Origin of the sequence: Paenibacillus hunanensis (genome assembly GCF_034055775.1) — a bacterium.
Lineage (GTDB): Bacteria > Bacillota > Bacilli > Paenibacillales > Paenibacillaceae > Saccharibacillus > Saccharibacillus hunanensis.
This window is the reverse complement of record NZ_CP139194.1, coordinates 713,546-733,760: the sequence shown is the minus strand read 5'-3', so window position 1 is coordinate 733,760 and position 20,215 is coordinate 713,546. Positions and strand designations below refer to the sequence as shown.

At 52.7% G+C, this 20,215-nt stretch carries 12 protein-coding genes; 2 read left to right on the top strand and 10 right to left on the bottom strand.

Annotated features, from left to right (window positions below):
• Positions 1-24: 24 nt before the first annotated feature.
• Positions 25-2,847, bottom strand: coding sequence for a HAMP domain-containing protein (locus SK066_RS02875; protein ID WP_320543574.1), 2,823 nt, complete (start codon positions 2,845-2,847; stop codon positions 25-27).
• Between the two features lie 218 nt (positions 2,848-3,065).
• Between SK066_RS02875 and SK066_RS02870 the strand changes: the two genes are divergently transcribed.
• Entirely contained in the window at positions 3,066-3,455 is a 390-nt protein-coding gene (locus SK066_RS02870; RefSeq protein WP_250344491.1) for a DUF4280 domain-containing protein, read from the top strand.
• A gap of 15 nt (positions 3,456-3,470) precedes the next feature.
• Complete coding sequence (locus tag SK066_RS02865) at positions 3,471-5,120, top strand: MORN repeat-containing protein (protein ID WP_320543573.1); 1,650 nt, start codon at positions 3,471-3,473, stop codon at positions 5,118-5,120.
• Positions 5,121-5,195: 75 nt separating this feature from the next.
• Here SK066_RS02865 and SK066_RS02860 read toward each other — a convergent pair whose 3' ends face one another.
• From SK066_RS02860 to SK066_RS02820, 9 genes are all read right to left on the bottom strand, one after another.
• Complete coding sequence (locus SK066_RS02860) at positions 5,196-6,737, bottom strand: hypothetical protein (protein WP_320543572.1); 1,542 nt, start codon at positions 6,735-6,737, stop codon at positions 5,196-5,198.
• A gap of 60 nt (positions 6,738-6,797) precedes the next feature.
• Positions 6,798-8,906, bottom strand: a complete 2,109-nt coding sequence (locus SK066_RS02855) for a phage tail protein (RefSeq protein ID WP_320543571.1) — start codon at positions 8,904-8,906, stop codon at positions 6,798-6,800.
• Positions 8,907-8,996: 90 nt separating this feature from the next.
• Positions 8,997-11,207, bottom strand: a complete 2,211-nt coding sequence (locus SK066_RS02850) for a putative baseplate assembly protein (protein ID WP_320543570.1) — start codon at positions 11,205-11,207, stop codon at positions 8,997-8,999.
• 45 nt (positions 11,208-11,252) lie between these two features.
• On the bottom strand, positions 11,253-14,555 hold the full coding sequence (locus tag SK066_RS02845) for a putative baseplate assembly protein (protein ID WP_320543569.1): 3,303 nt from the start codon (positions 14,553-14,555) through the stop codon (positions 11,253-11,255).
• A gap of 43 nt (positions 14,556-14,598) precedes the next feature.
• Positions 14,599-14,997 (bottom strand): GPW/gp25 family protein, encoded by a 399-nt coding sequence (locus tag SK066_RS02840; protein ID WP_320543568.1) that lies wholly within the window; start codon positions 14,995-14,997, stop codon positions 14,599-14,601.
• Positions 14,998-15,159: 162 nt separating this feature from the next.
• The gene (locus SK066_RS02835) at positions 15,160-15,879 is read right to left on the bottom strand and encodes a phage baseplate assembly protein V (protein ID WP_320543567.1); all 720 of its coding nucleotides are present in this window, start codon (positions 15,877-15,879) and stop codon (positions 15,160-15,162) included.
• Positions 15,876-16,970: a phage late control D family protein gene (locus SK066_RS02830; protein ID WP_320543566.1), complete on the bottom strand. Its 1,095-nt coding sequence runs from the start codon at positions 16,968-16,970 to the stop codon at positions 15,876-15,878. Before SK066_RS02830 ends, SK066_RS02835 begins: the two co-directional genes overlap by 4 nt.
• Positions 16,971-16,977: 7 nt before the next feature.
• The gene (locus SK066_RS02825; RefSeq protein WP_250344482.1) at positions 16,978-17,598 is read right to left on the bottom strand and encodes a CIS tube protein; all 621 of its coding nucleotides are present in this window, start codon (positions 17,596-17,598) and stop codon (positions 16,978-16,980) included.
• A 42-nt stretch (positions 17,599-17,640) separates the two neighbouring features.
• Positions 17,641-20,181: a hypothetical protein gene (locus SK066_RS02820; protein ID WP_320543565.1), complete on the bottom strand. Its 2,541-nt coding sequence runs from the start codon at positions 20,179-20,181 to the stop codon at positions 17,641-17,643.
• Positions 20,182-20,215: the final 34 nt, after the last annotated feature.

The window sequence follows — 20,215 nt, the reverse complement described above, 5'->3', positions numbered from 1 at the left end:
TGACACTGTATACCCAGCGTCCCATCACGAAATCTTCAACTGCCCCTTCCAATCCTCATCCGCACCACGCGTATAATACTCATCGCTGAGGTAAAAATACATCCGTGCCGCCTGATCGCTACCATTTTGCCGGACGATCTGTAAAAACAGCCCTCTTGCCTCCAAAAAGCGTCCGTCTCGGAATAATTGAATGCCCTGCTCAAATGTAGCTGTCGTGCGTTGCTTCAACATTCGCTGTTGCTCCGGGTCACCATCGTACAGCTCATACAAATGCATCACATGATCATCGTCTGGCCCAGACTGAATATGCCCCAGATCGCGGATGCCGTGCTGCTCAGGATGCTCTAAGGCACGATACACCTCAGCCGTTAGCAAAATATTGATCCCTAGCTGCTCGCTAATATGCTCCAGCTCGAATACGACATTTACATCCTCTGAGATCACGGCATTGGACATTCGCTCTTCTTCCCCGACCACACCGAGCAGCAGACTGCCGCGATGAATAACGACGCCCACATCGAGTAGGCGCTGCCCGCGCTCCGCATAGTCGATATTGACCTCATTCACTCGCTGACGAATCGATAGCGCTGCCTCCAGCGCATCCTCTGTCCAGCGTGGAAACAGGCTGAACAGGCTCGCATCCGCATAATCGTTGACGATACCACCAGCATGTCGGATGCGTGGCCCTGCGCTACCAAGAAACAGATTGATCAGATTGAAAATTTGCGAAGGATCCATTCCTTTGGTATAGCGATAAAAGGAACGAATACTACAGATCATCATACTCATTTCCTTTTGTACCTGATTGCCCAGATGCACCTCGGTCAGATCCTTTTTATCGAGAAAGTCTAGAAAGGATCGTGGTACAAAGCGATAATACGACTGGCTAAGCAGCTGCATACTACTAATATGCTGTTCAATCTGCGCTGCCATCGTGTTAAATTGCTCGCCCAGCTCGCTCACCTCGTCGCGAATCCCGCCGATATGCACGCGTGTTCCCCAGTTGCCAGACGCCATCTCGATCGCACCATCGCGCAGCTTGCGAATCGACGAAAGGATCAAGAACGTTAGCACGGAGAATAGAATTGCCGTAACCGGGGCGCTGGTCGCAATAATGAGAAACATACGATTGTATAACAGATCCTTTTCCTTATTCAGGTATTCCTCCGACATGCCCACCTCGTGCAAGCCAATCACACGTCCGGCACTATCATAGATGGGTCCAACTGAAGCAAGCCATGAGCCCTGGGAGTCAGTGTTATCATTGCGAACCGTCTCCCCCTGGAGTGCTCTGCGTAAGCTGTCATTCAGTGGCTGCGGAAAATAAGGCCCTACCGGGCTACCATAATCCGTTAATACGTACAATCGATTATCCTTGTATATATAAATCTCGCTATACATCGCCTTCATGCCCATACTTTCATCACTGGGCAATAGCTTGCGGTTCATTTCGGCCAGTCGACGAAAGGCGCTTTGCTGATAATCCTCCGGGGACTTGACCGCAGTAAGCAAATCCCCTGAAATACGTCCCATACTTACATACACCGCACTCTGTAGCCGTTCTTCAATCTGACGTTTCAGCTGTGTGACCGATTGATGCATAATAATCTGCGCGAAAATCGTCAGCAAACAGGTCAGCACCAGCAAAAAGGCGACCAGCTGCTTGATCATAATCGAGACACGGCGCCGCATGACATACACGTACACATAACGAAGAGCCAGAATGAAGATTACCCAGATCAGAATCGTACATGCCCAGACCATCCATAGCTTGAAGGTAAGCCACGGAGACATGCTTGGAGCGCTTAATACGAATAATGATTCCAGATTGGGCCCGGCTTGAACAATCGTATCCGCAGCACCTATCGTAATGCGATGATCCGAACCAATCGCCATTGCGCTAATATCGTCCAGTGCTAGCGTATAGCCTCGCTGCTGCAAACGCTGAGGATCTAGCCAGATGTCTGGCTTGAGCTCATCGGCTGCTCCACTGGATGCTCCTTTATAGCGTACGATACGCTGACTGCCAATATCCGCAACATAAAGGCTATCATCCGGCGACAGAAAGACACGATAGCTATAGTTAATGTCTCCCGGTACGGTCAGTAGCGGAAGCTCCTCCAAATGATCGGTTTCCGTTGCTTTGTCCCCTTTTACCCCGGCACGATACAGCAAGCCATTTTTCCCGGTGAAAAAGATATCTCCACTTTGCCAGCCTGTAATATTTTGTACGCCAATGGTAGGCGGCACGGTAACATGCAATACTTCACGATGCTGGCGATTAGCTAAATTGACCTCATGCATCACCATGCCGTCATCTGTGATTGTAAAAAATAGCAACTGTTCATCGGTGATCATTAGCGAGGTGACACGACCAGATGCATTAGCGAGTGGCTGTTCGTACGTATAGCTGTATAATGGCTCGCGATCAGGTACTCCGTCGGGCGAATAGCGTACGATTTCCTCTTTGCGTAGCTCGGTTCGATCACGGGAATAATAGCTGCGTGCGATGTACATATTGCCTGTATCATCGACTTTGATTTTGCTCAATTGAACGAATTGCTCGGTATTCCGTGGTAAAATATTACGTTCGAGCCAGTTCACATCGGCATCCACGATCAGAGTGACCTTCCCGCTACGATTCAGCTTGATCACGCGCTGCTGCTTATCCAGCACATACGTATTGCCTTCCCCATCTGTGGCTGCACTGTTCACATCAGAGAGCTTCACATGTCTTGCGGTGAGCGATTCCTCCAGCAGATGAATGTTGCGGTAGCTGAATCCGATGCTTACGCAAAGAATAAAGATCAGAAGCGCCAGTATCCCCCAGCCGCGGATCATTTTCATATCGGTGTACTCCCCCTATCTGCATCCAAATTGAGCATCTAGCTTAGATAGCAAGCAACTTATCATTGCCGTTTCCAAGCGGCATATAGTACCATAGAAAAAGGTAAAATTTACACAATTAACAATACTCAACCTGTATAGATGAACTTCATTTCAACTTCACCTTCCGCCTTCTATTCTGGCGCTGGAATCCACTATCCGTAAGGAGGATACGACACTTGGGCTTTCAAGTATGTCAGGGAGCCGGATTGCAATGCAGCTTCGGCGCTGCTCCCTCTGTTTTGAATGTACTCCCCGTCAATCGTGTACTGGTTGGAGGCGTTCCTGCCGCCAACATTATGGATCACCAGCCTTTTGTGAATGTCGCACCATTCGGCACCTGCATATCACTCGCTAATCCACTCGTTGCTGCTGCTACAGCTGCGGCACTTGGGGTACTTACACCTCAGCCCTGCATACCGGTCACGGCTTCTCCCTGGATACCCGGTACACCTACTGTACTCGTTGCCAACATGCCTGCCTTAAACAACGACTCCAAATGCTTATGCAACTGGGGCGGTGTCATCTCAATCATTCAACCCGGACAAATGAATACTATGATTCCGTGAACAGGAGGAACTCCGTTGGAAAGCGCATGGAAACCGCTCAAAAAGCTCTCCAAGCAAGCAGCAGGCAAAACGAGTGAATGGCTCAAGGAATCCCTCACTGCCCAGCCGCGTAGCCTGAAGCAATACGTACGAATCGGCAATTATTTTGTCAGTAAAAAGTGGTTATGGATCATTTCGATCGTGCTGGTGCTGCTTATTGTGCTCGCTATCTTTTTCCCGTATCACTGGTTTGGACGCTGGACGACCCTGTACGAGGGGACGAGTAAAGCGCAAACGTATACCGGACAAGCGATGCTGTATGATTCTCCGCAGAGCAAGCAGCTCGTCTATAAAGGCGACTTTAAGGATGGTCAGTATGACGGTAGCGGCCAGCTCTACGGAGAAGGAGGTCTGCGCTATGAAGGTGGCTTTGCTGGAGGACGCATGCAGGGTGACGGAACAGCCTACAATGCGACCGGACAGCGCGTGTATAGCGGCCAGTTCGCAGACGGTACGTACAATGGCGAAGGCACGCAATATCAGTCAGATGGTACGATCCAGTATCAGGGTAGCTTTGCCAGTGGGCTTCGTAGCGGAACAGGCAAGCTCTACAACGCTCGTTCCCAGCTCCTGTATGAAGGCGGCTTCGCACTGGATAAATATGATGGCGAAGGCACGCTATATCGTGATGACGGTACACTTCGCTATAAGGGCAGCTTTCAAAATGGTTTATTCAGCGGACAGGGAACGACGTTTGATCCTCAGGGACAGCCGCTGTATGTCGGTAGCTTTGTCGCTGGACAGCGTCAGGGACAGGGTGTGCTTAGCACCGCCAGCGGTATCAAGCAATATGAGGGTGAATTCCTCGCTGGCAAATACGATGGTCAGGGCAAGGTATACGATACCAGCGGTAATGCGCTGTACGAAGGACAGCTTCGCAGCGGCGCGTACGATGGGATCGGTATGCTATACGGTGCAGATAAGCTAATCCGGTATAAAGGCTTTTTTAGCAAAGGAACGATTGATCCAGCCCGCTTCCTCGGTTTATCCCGTAAGGAAGTACAAAATATACTCGGTGATCCTGCAACTGTACGTCCGATGACAGCCGCCGCTGGTACAGCAGGAGCAACGGCAGGAGCAAGTACGACTTCGACTGCAAGTTCAGCAGGTGTAGCGGCTGTCTCAGCGACAGGTAGTTCAGCAAGCAGCACAGCGACGACAGGCACAAGTGCCGCCACAGGTGGAGCAAGTGCAGGCGGTAGTAGCGCTTCTACAGGTGCCGCAGCCAGCGGTACGCCAGCTACGAGTGGAGCAACTGGAACAGCAGTACCTTTAACGACAGCCCCAGCTCAACCGACCGTACCGGAGGGCTTGCAGCCTGCTTATCTGGATTATCCCGACCTGCATCTTATTTTCGAGATTACGATCAAAGGAACGAATGCACTCGTCTCGCGTGTGACGGTGACGGATGCTGGACTGGCTGGAGAGCTCTACGATGCCCAGGTCAGTGATGAGAATCAGAAGAAGACCGATGAAGAACGCACTGCCAATCCGGGTAAAAATAAATATTTCTTCATCGACAATGATGTGATCTACGGCTTCGAATTTGGACGTAAGGAAAAGGAGCAAACCGGTCTGCAATCCGTTGACGTGATCGATGTGGCAGATCAGATGAAGCAGCCATAAAGTGAAGCAAATAGAAGCACGTTTGTAGAGAAGCCTGAAGGGAGCATGATCCATGCTCGTCTCAGGCTTTTTCTTTTATTCGTCTGCGCCTTCATTGTCTGCACGTGTTGCCCACCAGCGTACATGCAGAGTCGAAGGCCCGGACGAAGAAAATACTCGTGCACCGATACGGAATGTGCCCTTGTCTGGATATTGCACCGTGCCCAGCTTCACCTGTGGCAAGCTCGATTCATATGGCGTATGGTCAAATACATCCTGATTGCCACCGAAAATGCGTGAATCTTCCTGCTCGCACAATCCAAGCGTTAGATGCACGGTACCCTCACCAAACCCATGCTGAATTTCCTCGGAGACGATATTTTCCCCTTTGGCAAACAAACCATTGTGTCCGCGTCCACCCGATAGCGATAATGCAATCGTACCTGTACGCACACCGCTGACAGGCTGTGGTGCAGGTGCGACCTCCTCTGTCTGCTCTTCCTTTTCCAGTAAGCCTAGCATCCAGTCCGATTCCAGTGGAGCCGCTTGCGCCTCGACTGTGCGGAGCTGCTGCTGTCCGGTCATCGTGCCGTTAAACAGTCCCAGACGCTGTAGCTCGGACAGATTGCGTACATAGTCTCCGAATGGTACGCGCTGTACCTCTTCGATCGCATAGGTGGAGCGAATCCTCGTCAGGCTGATGCGTGCCAGACAGACGGAGGACGGACGTTCCGATAATGCCTCATCCAGCGGACGTTCTACATAATCCTGCCAGATACGTTCCTGCGGATCAGCCGTAATTTCCAGTGGGAAGACGATCTCCTCTCGTACCGGAATGGTTCGCCCATCCACACGCACGGTTGCTGTAACGATGCGAATGACCGCTTTGCCATCCTTGTCTCCTGCCACAAAATGACTATCGATCCGATATTCCGAGAGCGCTTCTTCGCCGGAATCGTTATACGTTACACGATGCTCACCCCCGCTCAGCTCCACGGCCTCACTTTCCAGTGTACAGTCCAGAATGACCTGTGCTTCCCGCCTTGCCTTGACCACATGCATATGCAGAGCAAATTCTTCGCCCGGTGCTACATAACGTGGCCCTTTGATCAACAGTCGGACCGAATCGTCCTTGTAAAAAGATACAGTGCGCTCCTTGAGACTCATAATGCCGTATTGATCCAGTTCATCCGAATATTCGCGCAGTACCAGCTTATACGTCTCCTGCACCCGATTATGCTCGCTCAGGTCATCTGTAGACGCCTGCTCCTGCCCACGCTCCAGCGCATGTACAGGCTCGCGTCCGCGCTCGTTATACACGATACACAGATACAGATCACGAATATATTCATTGGTGCCAAAGCCTTCGATCAGCGATAGCTTGGTTGTGATCGGGGAGGGCACGATAATCTCACGTCCCAGACTATCCAGTGCTGCACCTGACTGAATCGACAGTGTCTTATCATCGACCATTACGACGGTCAGACCGGTAATAATACCGGGCCCGAATAGGAGTCGATTTAACAGCCGTCTCTTATTTACCGTATATTGCTGTTCAGCTTCAAAATCTCTGACCGTTAACAGCTTGCCGTAAAAATAACGGTTACGCTCAAACGGATAATAGCGAGAATTGCTCATACCCTGGACTCCTTTTATATGGTCATATCAGTGCCTGCGTTATATTGCATTTCCCATGCTCTAATGCTCCAGCTTGATCGCTTCATCCAGACGGAAGGGGAACGTAGCTGCTGCCGTCTCACCGCCATCTGTGAGCACCGTATCGTAGGAGACGACGGATTGCTCATCGATCGACATACGCGACGGACGCGACAGCACTGAATTAATCTCCAGATACGTATGTCCGCCAAGACGCATACGCGGCTCTAGCACTACAAGCTCTGCCTCCGTCATGACCGGCTTCTCCTCATGCAGTATGCGCTGAAGCATCTCCTTCTGGCGCTCAGAATAGACGGTATCCGGCGGCACAAGCACGAGAAAGCTATACGGCATATCGTTGTACAGCGGCTTGAGCGCCTCGCTCCAATCGGGATCATACAGCAGATGCTTGTATTGAAAATGCTCCAGCACATACGGCCTTTTGCCTGTGATCAGCTCCATCGTCAGCACCATCGCCTCACGTGTACCGCGAATTCGATACAGTCGCGGCATCATATGCAGATAGCGTCGCAGTAAGGCATCATCCCAGCTTTCATCAGCAGCGATACCGACCCAGCCTGCCAGCCAGCGCAAAAACTCCCCTTCATTCAGCTCCGGATCAAGTCGATATGGCATCTCATCAATCTGCTGATGCAATTCACGGAAAAAGTGTCCAAATAGCGCCAAAAATCGTCCTAGAAAAGATTGCTCCCCCTGCTCCTGATACAGCTCTGGCAAATAATGCAGCAGTGAGGTACGCGGATAAAATAGCTCTAGCTCACGTACAATCGGCGCCTGTGTCCAGCTTCCCGACAGCTCTATCGCAATCCACAGATAGCGTCCATGTGCTTCAGGAAAAAGAGCATTCAGCGGATTGAGCGGGAGCGACTGCCAGTGCTCATGAATATACTGGAGTCGCTGCCTGTCACCGATCTCCGGTGCATGTACCCACTCATCCAGCGTATACACTCGATTACGCCACTGAATCTGCGTATGATCAGCAGCATAATAATGCACAATCAGCCTTGTTTCCGGTGGCACCTCCGCATCAATTCGCAAGTTGTGCCACATATTGCCCTCTGTGCCACTATCTGCTGATGGCAATAATAAATGACCACGCGGCAAGCTGTCCGTTTCCAGCGGTGAGCGAATCATACGGTTACGCCGGAAAATAGTCATGGCAGCAGCGGACGCATCATGTACAAGTAATTGCTCTCCACTACGCAGCAGCTCATCCACACGTCCAGTGTAGCCTGGCACACGCTCCCACTCTCGATCCGACCGAATCGCAATCAGATAGGCAGCCGCTTCGCTATCATTACGCAGATCGTATACACCTGCATAGATCGCCCCGTCTGCTGCCCCGATCATATCGCCTTCCAGCCGACATCCAGGCAAGGAGAAGCCGCTTAGCTCTCCCGTCTCCTTCCAGCACCAGACCGTGCTGCTGTGTGGCGCCGCGATGTAAAAGTCGCTGCCAGAAACCGTCATTTTCCAGCGATCATGATCGTGAAGGGAATGCGCGATATTCTCCCGATCACCAGCGATTACATCGGGTAATGAGTGAGCACGAATGAAGCGCCCGCTCCAGTCATAGCTGTGTAGCTCATAGCTCCATACGGTCTGTGGCTCATGCGCTGGCTCGCTATCGTCTACTGTTAAAATGGACTTCCTGCGTTGTAAGATATGTAGCTGTTCTCCAGCATGCTCGGCAGCGAGCGTCTCCACCTGCTCAGCGTCCGTTGTAATCAGGTTATGCTGCCAGAGACATTGCCCGTTCACCGCTGCATACACACTAATCGTCGCCAGCGTCGGTTGGTATGGAAGGATAGCAAAGCGTCCTGCCGTGCCAAGCAATAGCGAATCGGACGCATCGTGATGGTAGGATGCAGACAGCAGCAGCTCCGGTGCTGGGTAGGACGGATCGAGTAGATATACCGCTCCGTTCATATCCAGCACATAGAGCTTGCCCGTCTGATCCGTCGCTATAGCGCTAATCGGTGCACCTGGTGCAATGATCGGGAAACGACCGGAAGCACTGTATTTAAGCTCGCGTCGCAGCGTGACGCCTTGCTCGCTAATATCCAGATTGATCGCACGTCCTGCTGCCCAATCCGAAGGCTTGTTAAAGGCAATGCCGGGGATTCTCATTGTACGCTTCTCCTTTCCGATCAGATGGATACACAGCTGGGCACTCGGTGGGGTACCGGGCAATTGCTTATATGTCATTTTGATAAACGATCAGCGTACCTCGGATACTGTAAATAATTGAACCTCGTGATTCCCAGCATAGGTTAGCGCATGAGGTGGAATGCGAATATTACCGCTCTCATCGCGTACAGCTCCACTGCCCTCGGCTGTAATCCACAGATCGGATACATACAGTACACCCGGAATGCGTGCCAGCCAGTTATGCAGGTTGCCACTACGAATCGTTTTACCGAATTCGCGCTCCCGACCAAGTGGATCAAAGTATTCGTCCAGCGCGTTCAGAAAGACCGATTCTCTTCCCTTTAGATGAGGCTCGACCACAATATGTGCCTGTACATTCGCTTGTATATATTGTGGGCCGATTACATGCAGCTCAGTGCCCAGCATTCGATAGCGATCCACGTAACGCCGTACAGCCTGCAAGAAGAGTGGAGATGGCTCTGGCTTGCGATGCTCGGTGTATGGCACAACGACCAGCGTCATCTGTCCAGGCGCTTTACGTTGCGGGTATCCTGCTAATCCGCTCACATATAACGGAAGTGCCTTGACCCGTCCGACACGTAATCCCGGAGTACGCATAGCAATCGTTTCATAATCATCCACTGTGATGGCACGCTCGACCTCATGCAGACTATCTGCTAATCTGCGTTTGGCGGACAATAGCGTCTCTGCGCCCTGACCACCATGACCATGAGTATAATTCGATGCGCGTAACAGATGAGTGGAGTCATATGACTGTGTATCATCCAATTGAAGTACACCGCTACGTATATTACCTCGTTCTCCACCACCCAGTGTACGTGCGATCATCACGATATTCGGATAAGCTGCACGCTCTGGCGCGCGGCCATGACGATTATCGCCAAACACAATCTCACCTGTACGCTCGTCATAGCGAAAATGGCGATCCTCTGGCCCGGAGCTATCAAAATTAGCTACGCGTGTCCATTCATGCCAGTGGAGCAGCTTCCCCTTTGTATCCGAGCTAGCGGTCTGAATACGTAGCAGACAGAGCGATTCCTCCGGTGAAGCGACTGAATAGCGCTGATCTGGCATCCCTGTGCCCGTCCCTGCATAACGGCGATGCTTCCAGCTATCCTCCCATGCGATAAGTACAATATTGCCGTGACCAGCAGGTAGACGGCGGCCATGCGTTCCATCGCCAAAGTACACATATAGGCGTGAGCTGTCCGCATCCTCAGTTAGTACACAGCAGCGATCCTCCGACCCGCATAATTGCAGATCATCAACCGTTTGCCATATATGCCAGCCATCATGCTCATGCACACGTACCTCCACATTACCGGGACGAGCTAGCTGATGTGACCAAACCAGCACTGGACGACCGCTACCATCCCAGCCCGTTTGCTGGCAGACGATAGTACCTCTACCTTCACGCGCATGCACTGTATTAATGAGTACATGTCGCAGCACAGGCGGCGTTTCGTAGCCTGATTTCATCAGCGTGCAGCGAAGCCAATAGCGCGGACGATCCGTTGCCGGATACAGCGCATAGGGCGTCATCATACCCGGTAAGGTCATATGTAGATCACCGTCAAATGTCAGTTCAAACGTTGTATCGTCTCTTAGCTCAATTGGCTGCCATTGTCCGTCTCCATAAAATTCCCACCGCAGTACAGCAAGCGGAGAAGGCTGGATCGTCGTGTCGATCGGATTCCGTGGGACACGGCGATTGCTAGCCAGATCAAATGTCAGATGTAGCGGCTGATTCACCGGAAGCGGCGCATCCAGTCCGATGCAAAAGCTACTACCTGACTTGCCCTCTGTACCAAACAGCGCAAATTCTGGTGAACGCAATCCCTCCCACGCATGCATGACCGCTGTATCATTATGCTGTACAACGATACGCTCGATATGATGAGGCAGCAGCCACAGCGGAGACTCCGTTTCAAATACAATCGTATCTGCGCGTAGCCTTGTTCCAGCAGGAAGGAGGCGCTCCTCCTTCACCCCGGTAAACTGCACCTCCGTTTTCGCCGATACGGCTTCCTGTGGCTCCATCCCTAGCAGTTGTAAAAATTTTAATTCATTGCGCGCGGTCACACGGTTGATGTAATATTGCTGGGCTTCGGTAAGCCAGGAGAACATTTCCAGCAAGGTCATGCCGGGATCATGTGCATTTTCATCTGTCCATTCCGGGCTATGTCGGTGAATCGCCTGTCTGGCGCGCTCCATAATCTGCGCATACGTACGATCATCCAGATTCAGATTAGGCAGCATGGCTGTTCTCTCCTTTCATGAAGTCAATGTCATCAAGTATTGGGCTTAATCCCAATCCGTGCGTACCTGAAGCGACTGCTTTCCCTCGCTCACCATACCATGCGGAAGACGGGCTGCTTGCTCTGGTGTGAGTTCACGTCGCCCACTTTGTTCGATTTGAAAAATCTCCATCGTAAGCTTCTGGATATAACGCACACCGGGTACAGATTGCAGCAGAGGATAAAACATTTCTGCTAATGGCTGCTCCCCAATCTGCCAGCCCTGACCGTCTGCCTTACCCGTCACGGGATCGAGAAAACGGCTTAACCGCGCCTGACATTGCTCCTCTACTAGCACCAGATCTTCCAGTGCCCGAACGATAATCGTAGCTGCAATATCCACCTCCAGCCGTACTGGCTCAATCACATATAGCTGCTCCGGGAAAATCATACCGGACATCCGTGGATGCAAGTACTGACGGATACGTAGCGATAGCTCTGGAAAATATCGCTTGCCTGCCCCCTCATCTCGCGCCATCACAACCAGCGTCACACTGCCTGCTTCGCGCTCCATCTGACCGTTATAGCCAGAGAAGCAGCGCACGCGAGCAACATGCGCATCCGCAGCACGCGCTAAATGCTCATAATCCTCAGCCGTTACAGCTCGCTCACGGTGACGAAGCTGTCTTGGACCACGCACCGCAGCCTCGGCTTCCGTCTCCCGATCATGCCCACCAACTGCAGGCACCGGATTGAATACCTCCTGAATAAATGCCCGTGCATAGCGTGGCTGCGTAATGCTATATTCATCCACATTGCCCTGCTCGCCCTCGGACAAGCGGTAATCGACCCGTACACGCCCGATTCCGGTCGCTGAAGGAATACGTCCATGACGACCATCGCCGAAACGAACGATTCCCTGCTGACGATCAATCTGATAATAGTAATCATCGGGATCAGCATGATCCAGATTGGTAATCGGCTCCCATCTTCTCCATAATCGCTCTACACCAGTCGGTAATGTCTCACGGCGTAGACGATCCGGGTTCTGCTGCTGCTCGGTTAACCATTTGACCGGATCAGCGTTATCCGTTTCGTCCACCCAGACCTGCTCCTCCTGAACAGGGGTACGCAGTAGCCGAAAATATAATCCCTGCCGATCACGCAATACATCGGGCTTTTCCTCCCGTACGCTTTGCTGCTGTACAGCAGGCACCGTATTCCAATGCAGCTTGCGTACGAGTGGATATGGCAAGCCGTCCCTGCCAAAGCGCCGATGGCGATCCACCAGACGAATCCAGTACGCCTCCCGCCCGAATCGGCTTACTCGTCCAAAGTCAGGTGGCCCTGCCCACTGCACATGACCACTCACCGTCATACTTTCCGTAAAATCGTACACCTCCAGCGCCGTCCAGCTGCCCCCATTATGATCATCACGCCAGTATTCCCAATCAATGCGTGCAGGATCGGCAAGCCCACTCAGCGGCTGATGTTCCAGCTCTGCATACATGTATAGCGGCCCACCGATCGGCGGCTGATCAAATGCCAGATAACAGGCGGTCCCTCCATCCTCCAGTGGAATAAATGGCGATTGTGCTTGTCGTCCATACCTGGAGCCGTAGCCGCTATATTCGCCATTATTCAGTGCTATCCAGCCACTGGTAGCGATAGGCTGTCGATATTCGTATGCCAGTGTTACATCCTCCAGCCATGGCGAGCGATAGATCACATACGGTGCATACGCATTATCCAGCTCGATAATACGCGCCCGAATCCAGTGCCCGTCCATCCCGTTGACTGGATAAGCCTCCAGATCCTCCGGACAGTAAAAGCTCCACGTCTGCGTCTGTCCCTCCGTCTCGGTTAGGCGCGTCTCACTCATTGTCCCATTCACCACTGTCGCCGAACGATTCATCGCTGCCAGCTCTGTAGGCGAAGGTACAAACTGCATCGTACCGGGATCAACGGAAACGAGTCTAACCCATGCCTGTCCATTCCAGTATTCCCAGCTCACCTGACGGATATAGGCATAATCCTGACGCTTCGGATCAAATTCAGACGCACGCATTACCGGACGCCAGCGCGGTTCATTTTCAGGGCCGGCCACGAGCTGATGCTCACTATAGCCCATTTGACAGCTCAGCGTAATCACACTTCCCTTGCGACTGAATACCTCCGACGAGTTCACATAAAAGCAGCCATACGTATAAAAAACCGTTCCAAACGGATACTGTCGCCCCGATTCCAGCTCCAGATCATCCTGTAGCATACGGTCTGGCGCCATGCCTGCACCTGTTTTCAAAATCTTTAATACCGATGAGGTAGCATCGATTGCCGCATGATCACTCGGTGGCGCCGAGATCGCAGGCAAAATCGCTACATGACTTAATCGTACTGTAGATAGCGTCTCCATTAGCTTTTTTTGATCATGATCCGATTCGTCTGACGTCAACGGAAGCGACAGCACACATCGCAGCCATATTCCTTCCTGTCCATTCACGATGGAAGATTCCGGTATCAAGCCCGCTCCCTTGAACAAATATAAGCGCCGCGTTCCTGCACGAACATAGTCGAACTCCAGCCATTTGCCATCGACCTGATACGACCAGCGGGCATATTGTGGATGGCTTAGCAGACGAATCCACGCCTGAGCGAGTTGGGTAGGCTCCAGCTCAGGTATCCATTCCAGCCGCACCTCACCCTTCAGATATGCCAGCTCCGGGCAGTTCGTATACAGCACATGCTGTTGAAATGAGGCTCGCTGCCCTGTATCGAATAAGCGATTATGCTGGGAGGGACGAACATCTGCTATAGACGATGAATCGATCCCAACAGTCGCCTGCTCCGCGTCTAACATAGCGGCACTCGTCGTATTCAGTTCACTGGAATGACCATCAACCAGCCGAATCAAGCGATCGGTGCGTCCATCCGCGATATACATATCGATCATTCGGGCAGGTGTGACGAGCAGCGCGCTTGTCGTTTCGAACACTACCTCGCCAGTTTCTGTCGCTGCTGACACCGGTGTACCTGCTGGAATGAGCACCGAACGTATCGCACCTTCACTCAGTCGAAAAGTGAGCGCCGTTGTCGCCGCACGCGCAGGCATTGGCTCAACACCGATCAGATTGAGAAATGATAAATAGTTGTTAAGGGGGGCTTGATTGAGCCGACGCCAATTTTCCAGTAGCATATCTGCCACGATATAAAATAAAGCCGTTCCTGCATCCGGGTCCTCCGGGGTGAAGCGCCATTCTGGCGTGTAATAGGGCACGAGCGCTGACATTTCCTGCACCATGTCCCCTAGCTGACGCGTATCCAGCGGTGGAGAAGCAAGGCGGGCAATCTGCTCCCAATTCAGCGGGGTCATCGTTCATTCTCCTCTCTGCTTCCTCATCCCTGTACCTGCTTGCTTAGCCGCCATACAGATAGAACGGATACACCTGATTCGATACATGATTCGTTGCGCGCTCCCGATACTGTACCTCAATGCGTACCGTGCCCTGCTCCGGGTCATCCTGATGCACACGCACCTCCACCTCGGTCACTCGCGGCTCCCAGCGTGCGATCGCCTCACGTACACTTTTGGCCATCAGATTCATCGTTGTCACATCCAGCGTATCGAATTGGTACTGCCGAATCCGGCAACCGAATTCTGGATTCATCACACGCTCACCAGGCATCGTGCCGATCAGAATCCGAATCGCTTCGCGAATATCTTCTCCATACTCTGACATGCCGATACGTCCTGTTGCAGGATCAACCTGTACCGGAAAGCTCCAGCCTCTACCTAGAAATGAACGCTGCGCCATTGTGCTCGTCCTCCTTCATGATGTAGCTATCCAGGATCAGCTTACATTCTGGTCTGCTCATATATGGAATACAGTGCAGTCCACCTTCTTGCCTGCTGTCGTCTCTGCCTGCTTCCCCCTGCTGGCACAAACGGCAGACGCGAGTCGCTTCTGCTCTGCACATTAATTGATTTTGACCATCGTTCCCTTGAGCGTGACAATTGCATCCGATTGGATAGACAATGGGCCGCTTGATTTAAGATCGAGTGTTCCCTGCGCTTTGAGCGCGATTTGCGTGGATTCGATGGAGACGGATTTGTTGCTCGTCAGCGTGATATCGCCTTGATCATTCAATACGATCTTCGTATCGCCACTCGTTATCGTGACCGAGCCGGAGCCGCCTCCTGTCAGCAGTACACTATGCGTGCCGCCGGAGTCCTTAAATTCCACCTTGTCACCGCCATCATCCATCGTGAGTGAGTGCCCCTTGGCGCTTTGAAAGGTCATTTTGGCTGCATTATCCGTCTCATCAAAAATAATCTGGTGCCCTGCGGTCGTTTTCATCTTTTTGAGCGTATTTTTTTCCGTAGGTGGCTCGGGCTTCGCTCCATTACTCCACAGCAGACCGATCACATACGGACGCGTAATATCGCCCAGATGAAAGGCGACCAGCACCTCATCATCCACCTCTGGCACGAACAGGCTCCCACGCGCGCTACCTGCCATCGATGAAGCGACTCGCACCCAATCGGTCTCATACTCCCCCTGCTGCATTTGCAGCATCAGCTTTACACGCGCCAGATTATCCGGGTCCTGATTACTCGTCACCTTACCAATCGCTACACCTGAGATGCGTGTGTCAGGACGTCGGCGTGCATCATAATACGAATCCGGCAGCATCATATTGCATTCCCCTTTACTTCAAATTGGATCGTGTAGCCTTGTTCATCCAGCACATGGATCGCTCCGGTCAAATAGCATGTGCGCCCAACCGGTGTACCCAGCCCGGTAAACGCAACATACACGCCTGCACGAAGCCCCGGTATGCCCACACATTCGCCACTACCAGTAACCAGCTCCATCGAGCGCGCCTGCATAAGCGAATCAGCAGCATTTTGCACATCCTGTACGGTTTCTCCATCCAGATCGTGATAGGCCTCATACGTGCCGAGCGCTCCGATAAGCGCGCTGCCTGTCTGCGTGCCATCACCGATTTTGACCACGGTAGGTGTAGAGGACGATAACAGCTCGCGATTGAGCGGGTCCCAGCTCTGCACCTTAATCCCGCTCCACTGCGAAGCGATATTATGCTCCAGTCGTAAGGCGATCAACCCTGCGCCCCAGCCTAGCTTGAGATAGGGCGTTGTCGAAGCGGCTACCTTACGAAAATAGACCGATTTGCCAACGACCAGCAGCTCTCGATTACTGCGAAACGCCAGCTCCTGCAAAAAGTGATAATCATCCTGCCGATACTGCGCGATATTTTCGATCGTCTCGCTTGTCGCATCGACAGTCAGGCTACCTGCATAGGAGGAAGCAATTTCGCGAGCAACATCGCTATATTTCTTTTTCTGCCATGCCTTCTCGCCATATGTTTTCATCATGAGCACGGTCATATCCATACAGCCAATTGTCACATAGGCGGCTTCATCCTCACGAGCCTCATAGCCAATCGATGTGATATAACCGGTAAATACTGCCTTCAGCTCGGTTCCATAGCCCAGCTCGATATCAATGGTGCCGCCAAGCGTCATGCCATCCGGTACGATAAACTCCTTCGTCTGCGGATCGAATGCCTCCTGAATCTGAAACGAAGCATATTCCGCCAGTGGCTCAACTGTGGTATGGACAGTCAATTGCCGAAGTGACAGCGTAGCCGGGGTATAGGATTGACCACTACAGCTAATTTTGAATACCGGAGCGGCAAAATCATTGTACGTGCTGCTCAGACTCGTATAGTCCACGCTGGAGGTTGGTAATGAAATATCTGCCATCGCTGCCTCAGCCCTTCCCCGGTACGGTCAGCATCGATACAGGCCCCGGATTGAGCGGATCATCAATGCCACTGGCATCGGCAATTTGTCGCCATTTGGAAGCATCGCCATAGAACTTTTGCGCCGTTTCGGGTAAGGATTCGCCCTGCTGCGAAGTCACCTGGCGATCGCTATCGCTTAATGTTTGCGCCGTTACGGTCTGATCCAGTGACTTTTCGCGATATAGTGTAATATTCATGCGCAGTCGCAGGGGCACGCCATTTTCCATAAAGAGCGTGTACTTCTGCTCCTTGATCTCCATGCGTCCTTCATACTCAAACGTTCCCCAGGCAAAGGTATACGTGCGCGGCTTGGCGCTGCTCATATCCTCCTGCACCATCGACAGTAGCTTGCCCGCGTATTCACGCACATCAGTCCCCTGCATTGATGTATCGAAAAATAAGCTTAGACTGAGACTCCCCGATACATTGCCAGCCGTTTGAAGCGGCTTGGACTCGTTGCTACCTGCATTCCAGTTGCCCTGCTGCACGACCGTATATTCGGATGGATTGAACATCACGGTAAAAATATCGCCAGTATTGCTTTTCGTTTTCCCCTGCGGAATGATCAATGCCTTGCTCGTTGTCAATCGTTATTCCCCCTTTACGCCAGTACAGCCTTGCGTTCCTTCTTACATGCCACGTCGCTGATAATCGGACTTCAAGCGTCGCTGTAGCTCGCGATACACGCGCTGCACGATCTGCTCCATCTCGTTTGGTCCGAGACGAACCGGCTGTCTTGCGGACGGCGATGCATTCGGATCAGACGGCACCGTGTTCAGGCTACCTGTCATCGTTCCAGCCGAGCTAATGCCAGCGTTGCCGTTCGTCTCTGCTTCAATCGATGCGGGTGCCACAGCAGGTCGAGTGCGTCGCCATTCTGGAACAAAGGGCTCCTGCTGCGAGCCATTGGTAGCAGCAGCCAGCTCCGTATGCCCCTGCTCCCCTGTCAGCATCTGCTGTGGTAACTGTTGGATGCGGCGGCGTAGTAACTCCAGCATGGCAGGCTCGGCTGGCGCATTTAGCGGTAGCCCCATTCCTGCCATTAACGGCGTTCCTATTGTACTCGTGCCTCTATTGTCGATGGCATAGGCAGAAGCATTGTCTAAACTGGATTCTGTGCCTGCATGGGAATTACTGCGTCGGAAGGCGAGCAGTAGACGCTCGGGTAAGCGTCCGCTCTCTACTTGAGGCGGCATTGCACTGCTGAGCGGATCAGCTTGAACTGCTCTCATCAGCCAGCGACTTGCTTCAAGCTGTGCATCGCCTGCTTCGTTACGTCGTTCCGTTGTCATCGGGGTCTGTTGGATCAGACGTGTAGTTAGCTCACTGCCAAAGGAGCGTGTGCGCAGCAGCTCTCTCGATAGCTCGCGTCCCGTCATACGCTGCACCAGTGTGCTGATGATGGAGCCTGCACCACCACTACTGCTATGGCGAGATATTCCTGACATCGTCGCTGGGATCGACAACAGCGGTGGCATTGTAGCGTTGCCCCATACTAGCTGCTGCGCTGTACGTTCACGAGCGAACTGACGTAACGATGTTCTTTGGGACTGACCGGGTAAAGCAGCTGCCAGTGGCAACAGCATCATGAAGCGCTCAGGTGATAATCGTAGCGTCTCGCGCTCAATGTAGCGACCAAGCGTCTCATAAATATTGCCCTGTAGCCAGCGCGAATCGATATCCGCGCCTGATCCAGCTGCTTCGTCCTCGTTCAAATAGCGACGAAGTAGCAGCGGATGATACAACTCCCTGCGTAACGCATCATCACCGCTATCCGGCTGTAGCCAGGGCAAGTTAAGCCACGGCCACCACTCTCGAAGTCGCTGACTTGCCTGTCTCCACTGCATTCCGCCTGCCAGTGCAGACTGATTCCACAGCCAGCGATTGCCCTGCCGACGAATCAACTGCTCTGGCATCCCCGCTACTGGCGCTCCAGCTGGACTTTGCCGTCGCCATTCCTGACGTACAGCCGTCATTACCATCCGGCTCCATCGACCTGCCTGCTGGTGAAAAGATCGCTCTGCCGCACGCTGATACAGACGACGAATATTATGCTCAATAACCGCCCGCCGCTCATGCGGGTTAAACAATCGTACAATATGATACAGCCAGTCTTCGGGATCACGAGTCGGCTCTTGCCGTAGCGGTTGCCAGGACGGATAGGGCAGTGCAGCTGCTGTCTGCTCCGGTGACGGCAACACGTTCATCAGCTGCACGGTATAGGTGCCACCCAGCACGCGATCCAGTTCACTCAAGCGTGACACGTGGAACAAATCAGACAGCCGACGAATATTACGCTCACCGTCCGGACGCGAATCACTGGATAGTCGACGTACCGGAATCGTTAGTCGTACAGGGGGCAACCATCGCAATTGGGGGGCGTGAATACCAGCCCTTTCTGACAACATGCCGGAACGGATGGACGCACCATGCGAGCCACTTCGTTCGATCAGCGGAACAAGGCGGGACAGCTCTCGCACCTTGCGACTGCTCCATGAGCTGGAGGCAGCTCCCTGCTCAAGCGCACTTGTATCCAGCGTCCATTCATACGGCTGGATCATCGCAGTATCTCTAGCTTGTCCACTCGTTAGCATCCCACCCAGACTACCAGACAGCTGCCGGAAAATAAGCTGCGGCAGACTTCCCAGCATTCGTAGGGATAGCGGTACGACCTGCTCGCCTGCACCCTCCTGCTCCACATGCGCTTCCAGCCAGATCGATGGTGGCAAACGCCCCGTGTCGCCCGACATCAGCATTCGTAGCAATGCTGGATGTGGATGGCCAGCATTGCCACTTATAGCAGGATAAGTATCACCATTCGCCATGCTCGGCAAGCTGTGCTCCGACTCACTCCACGGTAGTGTAGGTGGCTGACCTCGCCCTTCCATCGTAAGCAGCCGCCAGAAGTAATAATTCCGAATGAGTAAAGGCTGCGTAATCGATACGCTCGTCAGTGGCTTCCATTCGATCCGCTGATGATGGTGATGATGAATCTCCTGCTGAGGCACTGCTTCTCGTGCAGCAGGACGGCGGTGGATTAGCGATGCAGCAGAGATCCCCGATATCGCTCCCCGCGGCTGATGCCTGTCCGCTAACTGACGAGCAAATGCTGTCGCCGCTGGAATGGCGGCAACCGGAGTAAACGGACGACGCAAAAGCCAGTATTTCATTGTTGAATCGCCCCTTTACTCATGCTTGTCCTTC

Excerpts from the sequence above, each read along its gene's own strand:
- SK066_RS02875 (WP_320543574.1), bottom strand. The coding sequence starts at position 2,847 with ATGAAAATGATCCGCGGCTGGGGGATACTGGCGCTTCTGATCTTTATT.
- SK066_RS02860 (WP_320543572.1), bottom strand. The coding sequence starts at position 6,737 with ATGAGCAATTCTCGCTATTATCCGTTTGAGCGTAACCGTTATTTTTAC.
- SK066_RS02855 (WP_320543571.1), bottom strand. The coding sequence starts at position 8,906 with ATGAGAATCCCCGGCATTGCCTTTAACAAGCCTTCGGATTGGGCAGCA.
- SK066_RS02850 (WP_320543570.1), bottom strand. The coding sequence starts at position 11,207 with ATGCTGCCTAATCTGAATCTGGATGATCGTACGTATGCGCAGATTATG.
- SK066_RS02845 (WP_320543569.1), bottom strand. The coding sequence starts at position 14,555 with ATGACCCCGCTGAATTGGGAGCAGATTGCCCGCCTTGCTTCTCCACCG.
- SK066_RS02840 (WP_320543568.1), bottom strand. The coding sequence starts at position 14,997 with ATGGCGCAGCGTTCATTTCTAGGTAGAGGCTGGAGCTTTCCGGTACAG.
- SK066_RS02835 (WP_320543567.1), bottom strand. The coding sequence starts at position 15,879 with ATGATGCTGCCGGATTCGTATTATGATGCACGCCGACGTCCTGACACA.
- SK066_RS02830 (WP_320543566.1), bottom strand. The coding sequence starts at position 16,970 with ATGGCAGATATTTCATTACCAACCTCCAGCGTGGACTATACGAGTCTG.
- SK066_RS02820 (WP_320543565.1), bottom strand. The coding sequence starts at position 20,181 with ATGAAATACTGGCTTTTGCGTCGTCCGTTTACTCCGGTTGCCGCCATT.